We start from the raw sequence: 14,930 nt of genomic DNA, 5'->3' as shown, positions 1-14,930 counted from the left end.
ATGACTCGCCAGAAGATCCTCATCACCGGTGCCAGCTCCGGCCTGGGCGCCGGGATGGCGCGCGCGTTCGCCGCCAAAGGCCGCGACCTTGCGCTGTGCGCGCGGCGCACCGACCGGCTCGATGAGCTGAAAGCCGAGCTGTCGCAGAAACATCCGGGCATCACGATCGCGGTCGCCGCGCTCGACGTCAACGACCACGAGGCCGTCCCCAAAGTGTTCGCCGAACTCAGCGACGAACTGGGCGGCATCGACCGCATCGTCGTCAACGCCGGCATCGGCAAGGGCGCGAAACTGGGGTCCGGCAAGCTGTGGGCCAACAAGGCCACCATCGAGACCAACCTGGTGGCAGCTCTGGTGCAGATCGAGACCGCCCTGGAGATGTTCAACAAAACCGGTTCGGGCCACCTGGTGCTGATCTCCTCGGTGCTCGGCAACAAGGGCGTGCCCGGCGTCAAGGCGGCCTACGCGGCGAGCAAGGCCGGGGTGAGCTCACTGGGCGAATCGCTGCGCGCCGAATACGCCAAGGGGCCCGTCAAGGTTTCGGTCATCGAGCCCGGCTACATCGAGTCGGAGATGACGGCGAAGTCGAACAGCACAATGTTGATGGTGGACAACGAAACCGGCGTCAACGCGCTCGTCGCCGCCATGGAACGCGAGCCCGGCCGGGCCGCGGTGCCGTGGTGGCCGTGGGCGCCGCTGGTGCAGTTGATGCGGGTGCTACCGCCTCAGCTGACCAAGATGTTCGCCTGAGATTCAGCTGGTTCGCCCGCGTTCGGTGCGGTAGCGGCGCACCAGTGCGTCGGTGGAGCTGTCGGACTGCGGCGCCGGCGAGCCGTCGGCGGTGATCACCGGAAGCAACGCCTTGGCCTGGGTTTTGCCGAGCTCCACTCCCCATTGGTCGAACGAGTCGATTCCCCAGATCACGCCGTCGGTGAATACCTGATGTTCGTACAGCGCGATCAGCTGGCCCAAGACGGACGGGGTGAGCCGGTTGGCCAGGATCGAGGTCGACGGCCGGTTACCGGGCATCACCTTGTGCGGCACGACGTCCGAAGGCGTGCCGTCGGCGGCGATCTCTTCGGCGGTCTTGCCGAAGGCCAGCACCTGGGTCTGGGCGAAGAAGTTGCTCATCAACAGGTCATGCATGCTGCCGCTGCCCTCGGCGGTGGGCAGATCGTCGAGGGGTTGGCTGAACCCGATGAAATCGGCGGGCACCAGTCGGGTGCCCTGATGCAGCAACTGGTAGAACGCGTGCTGCCCGTTGGTTCCCGGTTCGCCCCAGAAGATTTCACCGGTGTCCGTGGTAACCGGGCTGCCGTCCGCGCGGGTCGACTTGCCGTTGGATTCCATGGTCAGCTGTTGCAGATACGCCGCGAAACGCGCCAGGTCATTGGAATACGGCAACACGGCGCGCGATTGCGCGTCCATGAAGTTCGAATACCACAGGCCGATAAGGCCAAGCAGCACAGGCGCGTTCGATTCCAGTGGCGTCGTCTTGAAGTGCCGGTCGACGATGTGGAATCCGGATAAGAAGTCCGCGAAGGCTTGTCGGCCGATGACGGCCATCAACGACAGACCGATCGCCGAGTCCACCGAGTAGCGGCCGCCGACCCAGTCCCAGAACCCGAACATGTTGTCGGTGTTGATGCCGAAATCGTCGACGAGGCGTTTGTTGGTGGAGACGGCGACGAAGTGCTGCGCCACGGCGGCGTCGCCGAGGGCGTCGGTGATCCAGCGACGCGCGGCCGTCGCGTTGGTCAAGGTTTCCAGCGTCGAGAACGTCTTGGACGCGACGATGAAAAGCGTTGTGGCGGGGTCCAAGTCGGCCAGGGTGGCGATCAGGTCGGCGGGGTCGACGTTGGAGACGAAACGCGCCGAGATCCCCGCATCCGCATAGTGACGCAGTGCCTGGTAGACCATCACCGGGCCGAGGTCCGATCCGCCGATCCCGATGTTGACCACGGTGCTGATCCGTTTCCCGCTGGCCCCGGTCCAGTCGCCGGTGCGCAACCGATCGGTGAAGTCGCCCATGGCGTCGAGCACCGAGTGCACGTCTTGGACGACGTTTTCGCCGTCGACGACCAGTTCGGCGTCCCGGGGCAGTCGCAGGGCGGTGTGCAGGACCGCGCGGTCCTCCGAGGTGTTGATGTGCACCCCGGCGAACATCTGGTCGCGGCGCTCCTCGAGGTTGGCCGTGCGCGCGAGATCGATCAAGAGCCGCAGCGTTTCTCGTGTGATGCGGTGCTTGCTGTAATCGATGTAGAGGTCGCCGACGGAGACGGTCAGCTCGCGGCCGCGATCGGGATCGTCGTCGAAGAACTGCCGAAGATGGGTGTCGCCGATCTGGTCGTGATGCCTGCGCAGGGCGTCCCATGCCGGGGTGGCGGTGATGTCGGGGAGGATGTGCACGGAGGTCATCCTTCGACACTATGGGCTGTGACGTGACGGAGCCAGGTGTCGGGGCGAGCCCGTGCTCCGCCGCGTCAGTGACCGAGCCGGCCCCTGCCCAAGCGCAGCAGCAGTATCGCCAGGTCCTTGCCCTCGGGGCCGAGTTCGCTGTAGCGCTCGATCACCTTCATCTCGCGGCTATGGACCAGTCGCGTGCCGCCGGACGCCATCCGGGCCTTACCGATCGCCTGCGATACCTGGGTGCGTCGTTTCACTGCATCGAGAATCGCGGCGTCGAGCCGGTCGATCTCCTGGCGCAAGTCGTCTATGTCGGTGACCTCTCGGGTCTCCGCCATCTCGGTGTTCATCTCTGCTGACTCCGCGTCTTCGTCGTGATTGGGGGGTTTTGGTCTCATGCAGTATCGGGCCTCACAAAAGACGAGCCCCGGGCGCCGAAAGCGGACCACGGGGCTCTGCGGAAGCAGTTAACCCACGGGCACCGCGAACCGGCACCCGTAGGGGAGTCAACGGCGCCACTCCTGAGTCGTGGAGTGTCGCCGACACTGCGCGTTGAGCACGAATCGAGTTTGCCATCAAAAATGCTAGACGTACAAAGAATGGGATTTAAGCTGCGGTTTTTGAACTTGGGTGCAATTGCGCCGGCGATCGAACCCGGTCCGGAAATCGCGGTCCGACACGCCGAATTCCCGCGAGTCGGCGTGACGGCGTCCCGGTCGCCCCGGCCACTAACCTGGTCTGATGCCGGGGCGCTTCAGCGTCAGTGGGCGGCGGTAAGTTTGGACTGACATGAGTGTGCACGCAACAGATGCCAAGCCGGCCTCCGAGGCAGATCAACTGCTCGAGGGCCTCAATCCCCAACAGCGCCAGGCGGTGGTGCATGAGGGCTCCCCACTGCTGATCGTCGCGGGTGCGGGTTCGGGAAAGACCGCGGTGCTGACCCGCCGCATCGCGTACCTGATTGCCGAGCGTGGCGTCGGGGTCGGTCAGGTGCTGGCCATCACCTTTACCAACAAAGCGGCCGCCGAGATGCGCGAACGGGTGGTGCGGCTGGTGGGCAACCGGGCTCGCGCCATGTGGGTGTCGACCTTCCACTCGACCTGCGTGCGGATCCTGCGCAACCAGGCGTCCCTGATCGAGGGCCTCAACTCCAACTTCTCCATCTATGACGCCGACGACTCGCGGCGCCTGCTGCAGATGATCGGGCGCGACATGGGGCTCGACATCAAGCGCTACTCGCCGCGGCTGCTGGCCAACGCCATCTCCAACCTGAAGAACGAGCTGATCGACCCGGCCGCGGCGGTGGGCAACCTGACCGACGATTCCGACGAGCTGTCCCGCACCGTGGCCGGCGTTTACGGCGAATACCAGCGGCGGCTGCGGGCGGCCAACGCGCTGGACTTCGACGACCTGATCGGGGAGACCGTGGCGGTGCTGCGGGCCTTCCCGCAGATCGCCGCGCACTACCGGCGTCGGTTCCGTCATGTTCTCGTCGATGAGTACCAGGACACCAACCACGCGCAGTACGTCCTGGTGCGCGAGTTGGTGGGCACGGACACCGCGGACGGCGTGCCGCCCGCCGAGCTGTGCGTGGTCGGCGACGCCGACCAGTCGATCTATGCGTTCCGCGGCGCCACCATCCGCAACATCGAGGACTTCGAACGCGATTACCCGGACGCGACAACCATTCTGCTGGAACAGAATTACCGCTCGACGCAGAACATCCTGTCCGCGGCCAACTCCGTGATCGCCCGCAACTCCGGACGCCGCGACAAGCGGCTGTGGACCGCCGAAGGCGCCGGTGAGTTGATCGTCGGCTACGTCGCCGACAACGAACACGACGAAGCCCGATTCGTCGCCGAGGAGATCGACGCGCTGGCCGCCAACGGCGAGATCACCTACAACGACGTCGCCATCTTCTACCGCACCAACAACTCGTCCCGGTCGTTCGAAGAGGTGTTCATCCGCGCCGGGATACCCTACAAAGTCGTTGGCGGAGTGCGCTTCTACGAGCGTAAGGAGATTCGCGACATCGTCGCCTATCTGCGGGTGCTGGACAACCCCGGCGACACGGTCAGCATGCGGCGCATCCTCAACACCCCTCGCCGGGGCATCGGCGATCGCGCCGAGGCGTGCGTGGCGGTGTATGCCGAGAACACCGGCGCCAGTTTCGCCGACGCGCTCGTGGCCGCGGCCGAAGGCAAAGTGCCGATGCTGAATTCGCGTGCCGAGAAGTCGATCGCCGGTTTCGTCGAACTGCTCGACGAGCTGCGCGGACGCCTGGACGACGATCTCGGCGATCTGGTCGAGTCGGTGCTCGAACGCACCGGATACCGCCGGGAACTCGAATCCTCGACCGATCCCCAGGAACTCGCGCGTCTGGACAACCTCAACGAACTCGTCAGCGTGGCACACGAATTCAGTACCGATCGGGCCAACGCCGCGGCACTGGGCGAGTCCTTGCAAGCCCCCGAAGACGAAGACGTGCCGGATACCGGCGTGCTGGCCGAGTTTCTGGAGCGGGTTTCGCTGGTCTCTGACAGCGACGAGATTCCCGAAGACGGCGCCGGCATGGTCACCCTGATGACGCTGCACACCGCCAAGGGCCTGGAGTTTCCGGTGGTGTTCGTGACCGGATGGGAGGACGGGATGTTCCCTCACATGCGGTCATTGGACGATCCGGTCGAACTCTCCGAGGAGCGGCGGCTGGCCTACGTCGGGATCACCCGGGCCCGCCAACGGCTCTACCTGAGCAGGGCGATCGTCCGGTCCTCCTGGGGACAGCCCATGCTCAACCCGGAATCGCGCTTCCTGCAAGAGATTCCACAGGAACTCATCGATTGGCGACGCACCGCGCCGGCCCCCTCGTTCAGCGCGCCCGTGAGCGGTGCCGGCCGGTTCGGCACGCCGCGGGCCGCCCCCACCCGCTCGGGAATGAGCAAACGCCCGCTACTGGTGCTCGCCCCCGGCGACCGGGTGACGCACGACAAATACGGGCTGGGCCGGGTCGAGGAGGTGTCCGGCGTCGGCGAATCGGCGATGTCGCTGATCGACTTCGGCAGCTCGGGCCGGGTGAAGCTGATGCACAACCACGCCCCGCTCAGCAAGCTCTAGCCCCGGCGGCGATCGACCGCGTCGAACGTGCACTCACGGCGGAAATTCGGCGAAATATTCGCCCGCAGTGCGCGTTCGGTGAAGGTCAGGCGCCCAGCCACCGTTTGGTCTGCGGAAGCAGCACCAGCACCACCGTGGCGATCGGCAATATCGGCAGCAGGTGCACCACCCATGCGACCCGCGCGCCGGCGATGAACACCCCGATGTAGGTGAGGAAGGCGACGAGGGCGCCGGCCATCAACAGGTAGCGGCTGATCGATCGGCGCTGCAGCAGCATGATCACGCCGGACACCGTGGTCCCCGCGAACACCAGGGCCAGGAACGCGACCGCGATGCAGAACAGACGATCGGTTCGCCACCAACCGGCGATCAGATCGGTGGCCACCACCGACGTGGCCCAGCCGCTGATGATGCTCACCGCGCACGCGGCAACGGCCGTCCGATCGGAGGGTTCGAGGGCCGGGACCCCGGCATAGCCGGTCCGACCCGCATGGGGACCGGCCCGGTAGGGCGCCGATTGCGGAGCGAAGTGCGTTGTCGGGGCGTCCGGCGTGGTCGGGATGGGGCCGGTAGGCGCGCGGCGGATGATCCGTGTCCGCGAGTCGGAGGGCGGATCGTGCTCGGGCGTGGGCTCGGGCGTGGGCTCGGGCGGACGCGGACCGGAAGGTTCTTCGTTCGGCTCGGTCACCTCAGCCAGCGTAGTTGCCGACTGTAAGACCACGCTTAGCGAGCCACGGCACGGGATCGATCCGTTCGGTGCCGCCCTGTAGCACCTCGAAATGCAGGTGGGGGCCGGTGGAATTGCCCCGGTTGCCCATCGTGGCGATCTGGTCGCCGGCCATCACGCGCTCACCGACGCTGACGAGCGTGGTGTTGACGTGGCCGTAGAGCGTGACCGTCCCGTCGGCGTGGCGCAACTTGACCAGCATCCCGTAGCCGCTGGCCGGCCCGGAGTCGATGACCACGCCGTCGGACACCGCGTAGATCGGTGTGCCGATCGAGTTGGCCAGGTCGATACCGGCGTGCAGCACCCCCCAGCGGTAGCCGAAGTTGGAGGTGAAGATGCCCTTGGTCGGCATCACGTAGAGCGGCTGCGACAACCGCGCCTCGCGTTCGGCGCGGTCGTTGGCGAAGGCGACGCCCTTGGCGAGCTCCTGGTTGTGCAGTGCGGCGGTGGCCGACGGCGCCGCGGCGATCACCTGCGGGCCGCGGACGGTGTTGCTGCCCGCCCCGCCGCCCAGCGCCGACGCGTTGGCGGTCAGCACCGCGTCGGTTTTGGGGGTGTCGGCGTGGCTGGTGGCCGTGTGGGCGGCCGCGGCGGCCGCTCCCGCCGCCATCGCCGAGATCAGCAGGCGGCCCCGGGCCGCGCTGGTCGGTTGCTTGCGGTGCTGTCCTGCGCGGCGGACGCCTACGACGTCGACGGTGTGCGAGCGATCCGGGCGTCGTTCGGTGCGCGGCTCGACGATCACCCGCGGCAGCACCTCGGTGACGGGTGCGGCCAGCCAGACCGGACGTACGTCGTCGGCCTCGTGCAGGTCGTCGAGCTCGGGCGCCAGCAGCACCTGCGCTTCGTTGTCGAACGGTGAGTCGCCGTTGAAGTCCAGGTCGCCAAGATCGCCGGCGTCGTCTCTGAACTCGAAGTCGTCGAAGTCAAAGCCGTCGAGCGGAAGGATTTCCGTGACCTCGGTGCGATGCGGTGCTTCGGCCCATCGGGCGCCTGCCGCGCGACCCACCCTCACGACGCCTTCGGTTACGGCAGAAGACCGGGCAAAACGGTGCTGGGACAACCTGAAATGTCCTCGTATCGTGACCATAACGTTATCTGGACCCTAGGAAGGTATCCGCTAACGCGCGGGGCTGGCAACCTCGTCGGAAAATCAGGGCGGAATTGTGATTTGGATCACGCGGATGGTCAACCCACGCCTCGTGAGCTGTGCCACATCGGCGGACGCGGCGGTAGTCGCCGTTCGAGGGGTGGATACAGTTCGTCCGTGCGAGTTGCCGGGTGCGGCAACGCCCACCAAGAGGCCTAGTAGTTGAGTCGAGCGAAGACAGAGAGTCCATGGACCTTTTCGAGTATCAAGCTAAAGAGTTGTTCGCCAAGCACAACGTACCGACTACGCCGGGACGCGTGACCGACACCGCCGAGGGCGCGCGCGAGATCGCGACCGAAATCGGCCGTCCGGTGATGGTCAAAGCGCAGGTGAAGGTCGGCGGACGCGGCAAGGCGGGCGGCGTCAAGTACGCGGCCACGCCCGAAGACGCCTACGAGCACGCCAAGAACATCCTCGGTCTCGACATCAAGGGACACGTCGTGAAGAAGCTGCTGGTGGCCGAGGCCAGCGACATAGCCGAGGAGTACTACATCTCCTTCCTGCTCGACCGCGCCAACCGCACCTACCTGGCCATGTGCTCGGTCGAGGGCGGCATGGAGATCGAGGAGGTCGCGGCGACCAAGCCCGAGCGGCTGGCCAAGGTTCCGGTGGACGCCGTCAAGGGTGTCGACCTTGCTACCGCGCGCTCCATCGCCGAGCAGGGCCACCTGCCCGCCGAGGTGCTCGACGCCGCCGCGATCACCATCAACAAGCTGTGGGAGGTCTTCGTCGCCGAGGACGCCACCCTGGTTGAGGTCAACCCGCTGGTGCGCGACCCGCAAGACCAGATTCTGGCGCTGGACGGCAAGGTCACATTGGACGCCAACGCCGACTTCCGTCAGCCCGGCCACGCGGAGTTCGAGGACCGCGACGCCACCGACCCGCTGGAGCTCAAGGCCAAGGAGCACGACCTCAACTACGTCAAGCTGGACGGCTCGGTCGGCATCATCGGTAACGGCGCGGGCCTGGTGATGTCGACGCTCGATGTCGTCGCCTACGCGGGCGAGAAGCACGGCGGCGTGAAGCCGGCCAACTTCCTCGACATCGGTGGTGGCGCGTCGGCCGAGGTGATGGCCGCGGGCCTGGACGTCATCTTGAACGACAAGCAGGTCAAGAGCGTGTTCGTGAACGTGTTCGGGGGTATCACCTCGTGCGACGCCGTCGCCAACGGGATCGTGACGGCGCTGAACATGCTCGGCGACGAGGCCAACAAGCCGCTCGTGGTCCGGCTCGACGGCAACAACGTCGACGAAGGCCGCCGCATCCTTGCCCAAGCCAACCACCCGCTGGTGATCCAGGCCGAGACCATGGACGCCGGTGCCGACAAAGCCGCCGAGCTGGCGAACAAGTAGGGGAGTCAAGCCATGTCGATCTTCTTGAACAAGGACTCCAAGGTCATCGTCCAGGGCATCACCGGCGGTGAGGGCACCAAGCACACCGCGCTCATGCTCAAAGCCGGTACGCAGGTGGTGGGCGGCGTCAACGCGCGCAAGGCAGGCACCACCGTGTCGCACGTGGACCCGGTCGGTAAGGACGTCGAGCTCCCGGTGTTCGGCACCGTCGCCGAAGCGATGAAGGAGACCGGCGCGAACGTGTCGGTCGTCTTCGTCCCGCCGAAATTCGCCAAGGACGCGATCATCGAGGCGATCGACGCCGAGATCCCGTTGCTGGTGGTCATCACCGAGGGAATTCCGGTGCAGGACAGCGCCTTTGCTTGGGCCTACAACGTGGACAAGGGGCAGAAGACGCGCATCATCGGGCCGAACTGCCCGGGCATCATCACCCCGGGTGAGGCGCTGGCCGGCATCACCCCGGCGAACATCAGCGGACCCGGTCCGGTCGGGCTGGTGTCCAAGTCGGGCACCCTGACTTACCAGATGATGTACGAGCTGCGCGATTTCGGCTTCTCCACCTCGATCGGCATCGGTGGTGACCCGGTGATCGGCACCACCCACATCGACGCCATCGAGGCCTTCGAGAAGGACCCCGACACCAAGGTCATCGTGATGATCGGGGAGATCGGCGGTGACGCCGAGGAGCGCGCGGCGGACTACATCAAGGCCAACGTCTCCAAGCCGGTCGTCGGCTATGTCGCGGGATTCACCGCGCCGGAGGGCAAGACGATGGGACACGCGGGCGCCATCGTGTCCGGCTCGTCGGGCACCGCGGCCGCCAAGAAGGAGGCCCTGGAGGCCGCCGGCGTGAAGGTCGGCAAGACGCCGTCGGAGACGGCGGAGCTGGCCCGCAAGATCCTGCAGAGCCTGTAGTTCTTCACCGAGACCGTGGTCAGTTCGCGAATCCGCGAACTGACCACGGTTTCGTTTCGGCTCCAGCCATCGGTTAGCCTGTCGAACTAACAGTTGCCAGGAGGTTTGTGATGGCGGTCGATCCGCGCCAGCGACGATGCAGAGCGATGCGATGAGGAGGAGCGGCGCCATCGATCCGCGAACCCCGGTGCTCGTCGGGGTCGGCCAGTTCACCGAGCGCATCGACGACCCCGCCTATCGGGGAATGTCGGCGGTCGACCTCGCGACGGCGGCCGCGCGGGCAGCACTTGACGACACCGGCGCCAAAGGCGTCGCGCAGGCCATCGACACGGTCTTCGGGCTACGGCAGTTCGAGATCTCTGGACCGATGCCCGCGAGGCTGGGCAAGTCGAACAACTACCCGCGTTCGGTGATGAACCGGCTCGGCGGCGATCCCGCCCGCGTAGTACTCGAACCGGTCGGCGGGCAGGGGCCGCAGAAGCTTGTCACCGAGGCGGGCAACGCGATCGCGGCGGGTGCAGCGGACGTCGTCATGATCATGGGCTCGGAGCCGGGATCGACGGCTCGCTACTTCGCCGATCGCGAGGACAAACCCGACTTCACCGAACATGTCGAGGGCCAACTGGAAGATCGCGGCCACCAGATCTCCAGCTACATCGACGAATACACGATTCAGCACGGTCTGACCGGGGCGCCCGTGCAGTACGGGCTCCTGGAGAACGCCCGCCGCGCGCGGCTGGGGCGCAGCGTGGCCGACTATCGGCGCGAGATGGCCGAACTGTTCGCCCCGATGTCCAAAGTGGCTGCCAAGAACCCGCTTTCGTCATCACCGGTGGAGCGGTCGGTCGACGAGATCAGCACGATCACCGACGACAACCGAATGATCTGTGACCCCTACCCCCGTCTGCTCGTCGCCCGCGATCAAGTCAACCAGGGCGCGGCGGCGGTGCTGACGTCAGTGGAGGCGGCGACCCGCTTGGGCGTGCCGGAGGAGAAGTGGGTCTTTGTGCACGGCCACTCGGACATGATCGAGCAGGCGATGCTCGATCGCGTCGACCTCGGTGCCAGCCCCGCGGCGGTCCATGCTGCGCGAGAAGCTTTGCGGGTAGCCGGAATCGGCGTCGACGACATCGATACCTTCGACTTGTACAGCTGCTTTCCGTTCCCGGTGTTCGTGATCTGCGAGGCCCTGGGCATCGGCGGCGACGACCCGCGCGGCCTGACCCTGACCGGGGGATTGCCGTACTTCGGTGGTCCCGGAAACAGCTACTCGCTGCACGGTATCGCCGAGACCGTCGCGCAGATGCGGGACAGTCCAGGGCGATTCGGCTTCGTCGGCGCCAACGGCGGCATCATGAGCAAGTACTCGGTCGGAATCTACTCGACCACACCCGTGAACTGGCGTACGGACAACTGTGCGGAGCTGAAGAAGGAGATCGACGCGCTGCCGAAGGTCGACGTCACCAAGACACCCGACGGCGCGGCGACGATCGAGACATACTCCGTGCACTACGATTGGCCGGTCCGCACCGGCGTCATCGTCGGCAGGCTCGAAGCGGACAACACTCGGTTCATGGCCACCACCGACGACGACGAACTCGTCGCGTTGATGTGCGATGGCGATCCGCTCGGTGCCGAGATCTCGGTGTGGTCGACCGGCAACGGCAACCGGGCTTCGCTCGGCTAGATGTACCACCGCGTCTGAGCGCGCGACACTTAAACCACGCACACGACACGCCGCGAACGGTCGCCGTGGTTTAAGTCTCGCGGAGATGAAAGGCAGTCAGACCAGGGCCGCCAGCTTGCCCGCCAAACGCTCGACGTAGGCGGCCACCTCGTCCTCCGACTTATCCGGCAGACCGAACAACACCTCGGTCACCCCCAGCTCGGCCCACCTGGCCAGCTTCTCGGGCACCGGCTTGAAGTCCAGCGCCACGATCTGGGGAGCGCCGTCGCGGCCGGCCGCAGCCCAGGTGTCCTGCAGCAGCTTCACCGGCTCGTCGATGTCGAAATCGCGCGGGGTGGTGATCCAGCCGTCGGCGCTGCGCGCGATCCACTTGAAGTTCTTCTCGGTGCCCGCGGCACCCACCAGCACCGGGATGTGCGATTGCACCGGCTTTGGCCAGGCCCAGCTCGGGCCGAACTTCACGAATTCACCGTCGTACTGAGCCTCTTCTTCGGTCCACAGCGCCCGCATCGCTTCGAGGTATTCGCGCAGCATGGTGCGGCGCCGGCCGGCCGGCACGTTGTGGTCGGCGAGTTCGTCGGTGTTCCAGCCGAACCCGACGCCCAGGCTGACGCGTCCGCCCGACAAGTGATCAAGGGTGGCAATACTTTTGGCCAGCGTGATCGGGTCGTGTTCGACCGGAAGGGCCACCGCGGTGGACAGCCGCACCCGCGAGGTGACCGCGCACGCCGCGCCCAGACTTACCCATGGGTCTAGTGTCCGCATGTAGCGATCGTCGGGCAGCGATTCGTCCCCCGTCGTGGGATGAGCTGCCTCGCGTTTCACCGGAATGTGAGTGTGTTCTGGCACGTAGAAGGTCGCAAAGCCGTGGTCGTCGGCGAGCTTCGCGGCCTTCGCCGGGGAGATGCCACGATCGCTGGTGAAAAGCACAAGCCCGTAATCCATGCAGAGAATTAGAACGTGTTCTACCTGTGCTGGGCAAGCCGCGGTGGCACGGACCGTCTCGCGAGCGGCGCGCGGCGCCGCCGGTGCGGGCCCCGCCGCGCAAGTCAGTGGCAGCGGCACGGGTTACCGCACGTGCGCTAGCGTGGGTGATCGACCGCGTCGCTAACGCAGCGAGGCGCCTGCAAGCACAGCGTTGCAACTGCAACCGTGGCGACCGCTAGGCAGTTCAAGGCACTGGAAGCAACAGGAGGAGCCATGACCTACTCTCCCGGAAGCCCGGGCTATCCACCGTCGCAATCCGGTGGCGCCTATGCGGGCGGCACACCGTCTTTCGCGAAGGATGACGACGGAACGAGCAAGCTGCCGTTTTACCTCAACGTCGCGGTGGTGGTCCTCGGTCTTGCCGCGTACCTGCTGAACTTCGGTCCCACCTTCACCATCGGCGCCGACCTCGGTCCGGGCATCGGTGGGCGCGCCGGCGACGCGGGCACCGCGGTCGTGGTTGCGGTGCTGGCCGCGCTGCTCGCCGGACTCGGCCTGCTGCCGAAGACCAAGAACTATCCGGGAATCGTTGCGGTGATCGCGGTTCTGGGCGCCTTGCTGGCCATCACCGAGACGATCAACCTGCCCGCCGGGTTTTCGATCGGCTGGGCGATGTGGCCGCTGGTGGCGGCCGTAGTGCTCCAGGCCATCGCCGCGGTCGTCGTTGTTCTGCTCGAATCCGGCGTCATCACCGCGCCGGCGCCGCGACCCAAGTACGACCCTTACGCGCAATACGGCCAGTACGGGCAGTACGGCCAGTACGGTCAACAGCCTTACTACGGCCAGCAGCCGGGCGCTCAGCAGCACGGCGGCCAGCAGCAGTCGCCGCAGGGGTATGGGTCGCAGTACGGCGGTTACTCGCCGAGTGCGGCACCCACCCAGAGCGGCGTCCCGACCGGCGGTTTCGGCGCTCAGCCCGCGCCGCAGTCGGGACCCCAGCCGTCCGCGCAGCAGCATGGCTCGTCCACTCCGCCCACCGGCTTCCCCAGCTTCAGCCCACCGCCGAACACCGGTGGATCGGATGCCGGTTCGGCGACCGCCAACTTCTCCGAGCAGGGTGGGGGCCAGCAGTTCGGCCACGAGCAGCAGTCCCCGTCTTCACCGTCTGGGCCAGCGCCCTCCTAACGGTGCGCTGTCGCGCCTAGTCGGGGACGTGCCCCAGAGTGACACGGGTGGAGGACAACCGGGCAGCGGGCGCTCGCCAGGCGCGTGACCTCGCCAGGGTCGCGTTCGCCCCGGCGGTGGTGGCGTTGGTCATCATCGCCGCGGTCACGCTGACCCAGTTGTTGATCGCCAACAGCGACATGACCGGCGCGCTGGGCGCCATTGCCAGCATGTGGCTGGGGGCGCACCAGGTACCGGTGTCGATCGGCGGCCGCGAACTCGGCGTGATGCCGCTGTTGCCGGTCCTGCTGATGATCTGGGCGACCGCGCGCAACACCGCGCGGGCCACCACGCCCCACTCGTCGTGGCTGGTCGTCCGCTGGGTCATCGCGTCGGCGCTGGGCGGTCCGCTGTTCTTGACCGCGATCGCCCTGGCGGTCATCCACGACGCGTCGTCGGTGATCACCGAGCTGCAGACGCCGAGCGCGCTGCGGGCGTTCCTCAGCGTGCTCGCGGTTCATGCCGCCGGCGCCGGGATCGGTGTGTGGTCCCGGGTGAGACCACGCGCGCTGGCTGCGTCGCCGCTGCCGTTCTGGCTGGGCGATTCCTTGCGTGCGGCCACCGCCGGTCTGCTCGCACTGCTCGGACTTTCCGGGCTGGTGACGGCGGGATCGCTGGTCGTGCACTGGTCGACCATGCAGGAGCTCTACGGCATCACCGATTCGATCTTCGGCGAATTCAGTCTCACCCTGTTGTCAATGTTGTACGCGCCCAACGTGATTGTGGGCACCGCGGCGATGGCCGTCGGGTCCAGCGCGCACATCGGGTTCGCGACATTCAGTTCGTTCACCGTGTTCGGTGGTGATATCCCGGCCCTGCCGGTGCTGGCCGCCGTCCCCAGGCCTCCGTTGGGGCCGGTCTGGGTGGCGCTGCTGATCATCGGCGCGTCGTCCGGGGTGGCGGTCGGTCAGCAATGCGCCCGGCGCGCGCTGCCGCCGCTGGCGGCCGCGGCCAAGCTGCTGGTCGCCGCGGTCGCCGGGGCGCTGGTGATGTCCGTGCTCGCGTATGCCGGCAGCGGCCAGCTGGGCAACTTCGGCCACGTCGGCGTGGACCAGAGCGCGTTGTTGATCGGAGTCTTCTTCTGGTTCGCGGTCGTCGGCGGGGTCACGGTGGTGATGAGCGGTGGGGTCCGGCGTCGTCCCCGGCAACCCAAGGCCAGACCGGCGCCGGCCGAGGAAGCGACGGCCGAGGACACGACGCCGGTGGACCCGGCCGACGAGGCGCCCACCGACGCAGTGGACTCGGGCGATCCCGGCGCCCGGGTCCAACCTGACGCGCCGGGCGACTCCGCCGCAGCCGACGCGCCGGGCGGCGTCGACGAGCCGCCCCTGGCCGAACCCGAGTCGGGGGCGACCGAGCGAGATTCGACGGACTAGGTCTTTTGCCCGCCTCGTAGCGACACCGTTGCGCGGGCGGGTGCGACACCGGCGA

Annotated in this window: 12 protein-coding genes; 7 read left to right on the top strand and 5 right to left on the bottom strand. The window is 66.8% G+C overall.

Annotation, left to right across the window (positions count from 1 at the left end):
* Window positions 1–750 (top strand): SDR family oxidoreductase, encoded by a 750-nt coding sequence (locus tag AC5Y7E_RS14390; protein WP_499918491.1) that lies wholly within the window; start codon window positions 1–3, stop codon window positions 748–750.
* 3 nt (window positions 751–753) lie between these two features.
* On the opposite strand, the gene pgi is transcribed toward AC5Y7E_RS14390, so the two are convergent.
* Window positions 754–2,418: a glucose-6-phosphate isomerase gene (pgi, locus tag AC5Y7E_RS14385; protein ID WP_499949531.1), complete on the bottom strand. Its 1,665-nt coding sequence runs from the start codon at window positions 2,416–2,418 to the stop codon at window positions 754–756.
* A 65-nt stretch (window positions 2,419–2,483) separates the two neighbouring features.
* The gene (locus AC5Y7E_RS14380; protein ID WP_499949530.1) at window positions 2,484–2,804 is read right to left on the bottom strand and encodes a chorismate mutase; all 321 of its coding nucleotides are present in this window, start codon (window positions 2,802–2,804) and stop codon (window positions 2,484–2,486) included.
* A gap of 391 nt (window positions 2,805–3,195) precedes the next feature.
* Between AC5Y7E_RS14380 and pcrA the strand changes: the two genes are divergently transcribed.
* Window positions 3,196–5,520 (top strand): DNA helicase PcrA, encoded by a 2,325-nt coding sequence (gene pcrA / locus AC5Y7E_RS14375; protein ID WP_499918488.1) that lies wholly within the window; start codon window positions 3,196–3,198, stop codon window positions 5,518–5,520.
* 85 nt (window positions 5,521–5,605) lie between these two features.
* Here the strand turns inward: pcrA and AC5Y7E_RS14370 are convergent, their stop codons facing one another.
* Both AC5Y7E_RS14370 and AC5Y7E_RS14365 read right to left on the bottom strand, forming a co-directional pair.
* Window positions 5,606–6,208, bottom strand: coding sequence for a hypothetical protein (locus tag AC5Y7E_RS14370; protein WP_499949529.1), 603 nt, complete (start codon window positions 6,206–6,208; stop codon window positions 5,606–5,608).
* A 1-nt stretch (window position 6,209) separates the two neighbouring features.
* Complete coding sequence (locus AC5Y7E_RS14365) at window positions 6,210–7,253, bottom strand: M23 family metallopeptidase (RefSeq protein ID WP_499949527.1); 1,044 nt, start codon at window positions 7,251–7,253, stop codon at window positions 6,210–6,212.
* 329 nt (window positions 7,254–7,582) lie between these two features.
* On the opposite strand from AC5Y7E_RS14365, the gene sucC reads away from it, so the two are divergent.
* The 3 genes from sucC to AC5Y7E_RS14350 all read left to right on the top strand — a co-directional run bounded on the left by sucC (window position 7,583) and on the right by AC5Y7E_RS14350 (window position 11,348).
* Window positions 7,583–8,746, top strand: coding sequence for an ADP-forming succinate--CoA ligase subunit beta (gene sucC, locus AC5Y7E_RS14360; protein WP_499918484.1), 1,164 nt, complete (start codon window positions 7,583–7,585; stop codon window positions 8,744–8,746).
* A 12-nt stretch (window positions 8,747–8,758) separates the two neighbouring features.
* Window positions 8,759–9,661: a succinate--CoA ligase subunit alpha gene (gene sucD / locus AC5Y7E_RS14355; protein WP_499918483.1), complete on the top strand. Its 903-nt coding sequence runs from the start codon at window positions 8,759–8,761 to the stop codon at window positions 9,659–9,661.
* A gap of 151 nt (window positions 9,662–9,812) precedes the next feature.
* Entirely contained in the window at window positions 9,813–11,348 is a 1,536-nt protein-coding gene (locus AC5Y7E_RS14350; protein WP_499949526.1) for an acetyl-CoA acetyltransferase, read from the top strand.
* 96 nt (window positions 11,349–11,444) lie between these two features.
* Here the strand turns inward: AC5Y7E_RS14350 and AC5Y7E_RS14345 are convergent, their stop codons facing one another.
* A complete protein-coding gene (locus AC5Y7E_RS14345; RefSeq protein WP_499949525.1) occupies window positions 11,445–12,293 on the bottom strand; it encodes an LLM class F420-dependent oxidoreductase in 849 nt (282 codons plus the stop codon).
* A gap of 255 nt (window positions 12,294–12,548) precedes the next feature.
* On the opposite strand from AC5Y7E_RS14345, the gene AC5Y7E_RS14340 reads away from it, so the two are divergent.
* Window positions 12,549–13,460, top strand: coding sequence for a DUF5336 domain-containing protein (locus tag AC5Y7E_RS14340; RefSeq protein WP_499949523.1), 912 nt, complete (start codon window positions 12,549–12,551; stop codon window positions 13,458–13,460).
* Between the two features lie 47 nt (window positions 13,461–13,507).
* Window positions 13,508–14,875 carry a cell division protein PerM gene (locus AC5Y7E_RS14335; protein ID WP_499949522.1) on the top strand — a complete coding sequence of 456 codons (1,368 nt, stop codon included), beginning with the start codon at window positions 13,508–13,510 and terminating at the stop codon, window positions 14,873–14,875.
* The last annotated feature ends 55 nt before the right edge of the window (window positions 14,876–14,930 follow it).

Source organism: Mycobacterium sp. NGS17 (assembly GCF_059813205.1).
This window is presented reverse-complemented; position numbering and strand designations above follow the sequence as displayed.

Coding starts and splice junctions, on each gene's coding strand:
- AC5Y7E_RS14390 (WP_499918491.1), top strand. CDS start 1: ATGACTCGCCAGAAGATCCTCATCACCGGTGCCAGCTCCGGCCTGGGC.
- pgi (WP_499949531.1), bottom strand. CDS start 2,418: ATGACCTCCGTGCACATCCTCCCCGACATCACCGCCACCCCGGCATGG.
- AC5Y7E_RS14380 (WP_499949530.1), bottom strand. CDS start 2,804: ATGAGACCAAAACCCCCCAATCACGACGAAGACGCGGAGTCAGCAGAG.
- pcrA (WP_499918488.1), top strand. CDS start 3,196: ATGAGTGTGCACGCAACAGATGCCAAGCCGGCCTCCGAGGCAGATCAA.
- sucC (WP_499918484.1), top strand. CDS start 7,583: ATGGACCTTTTCGAGTATCAAGCTAAAGAGTTGTTCGCCAAGCACAAC.
- sucD (WP_499918483.1), top strand. CDS start 8,759: ATGTCGATCTTCTTGAACAAGGACTCCAAGGTCATCGTCCAGGGCATC.
- AC5Y7E_RS14350 (WP_499949526.1), top strand. CDS start 9,813: ATGAGGAGGAGCGGCGCCATCGATCCGCGAACCCCGGTGCTCGTCGGG.
- AC5Y7E_RS14345 (WP_499949525.1), bottom strand. CDS start 12,293: ATGGATTACGGGCTTGTGCTTTTCACCAGCGATCGTGGCATCTCCCCG.
- AC5Y7E_RS14340 (WP_499949523.1), top strand. CDS start 12,549: ATGACCTACTCTCCCGGAAGCCCGGGCTATCCACCGTCGCAATCCGGT.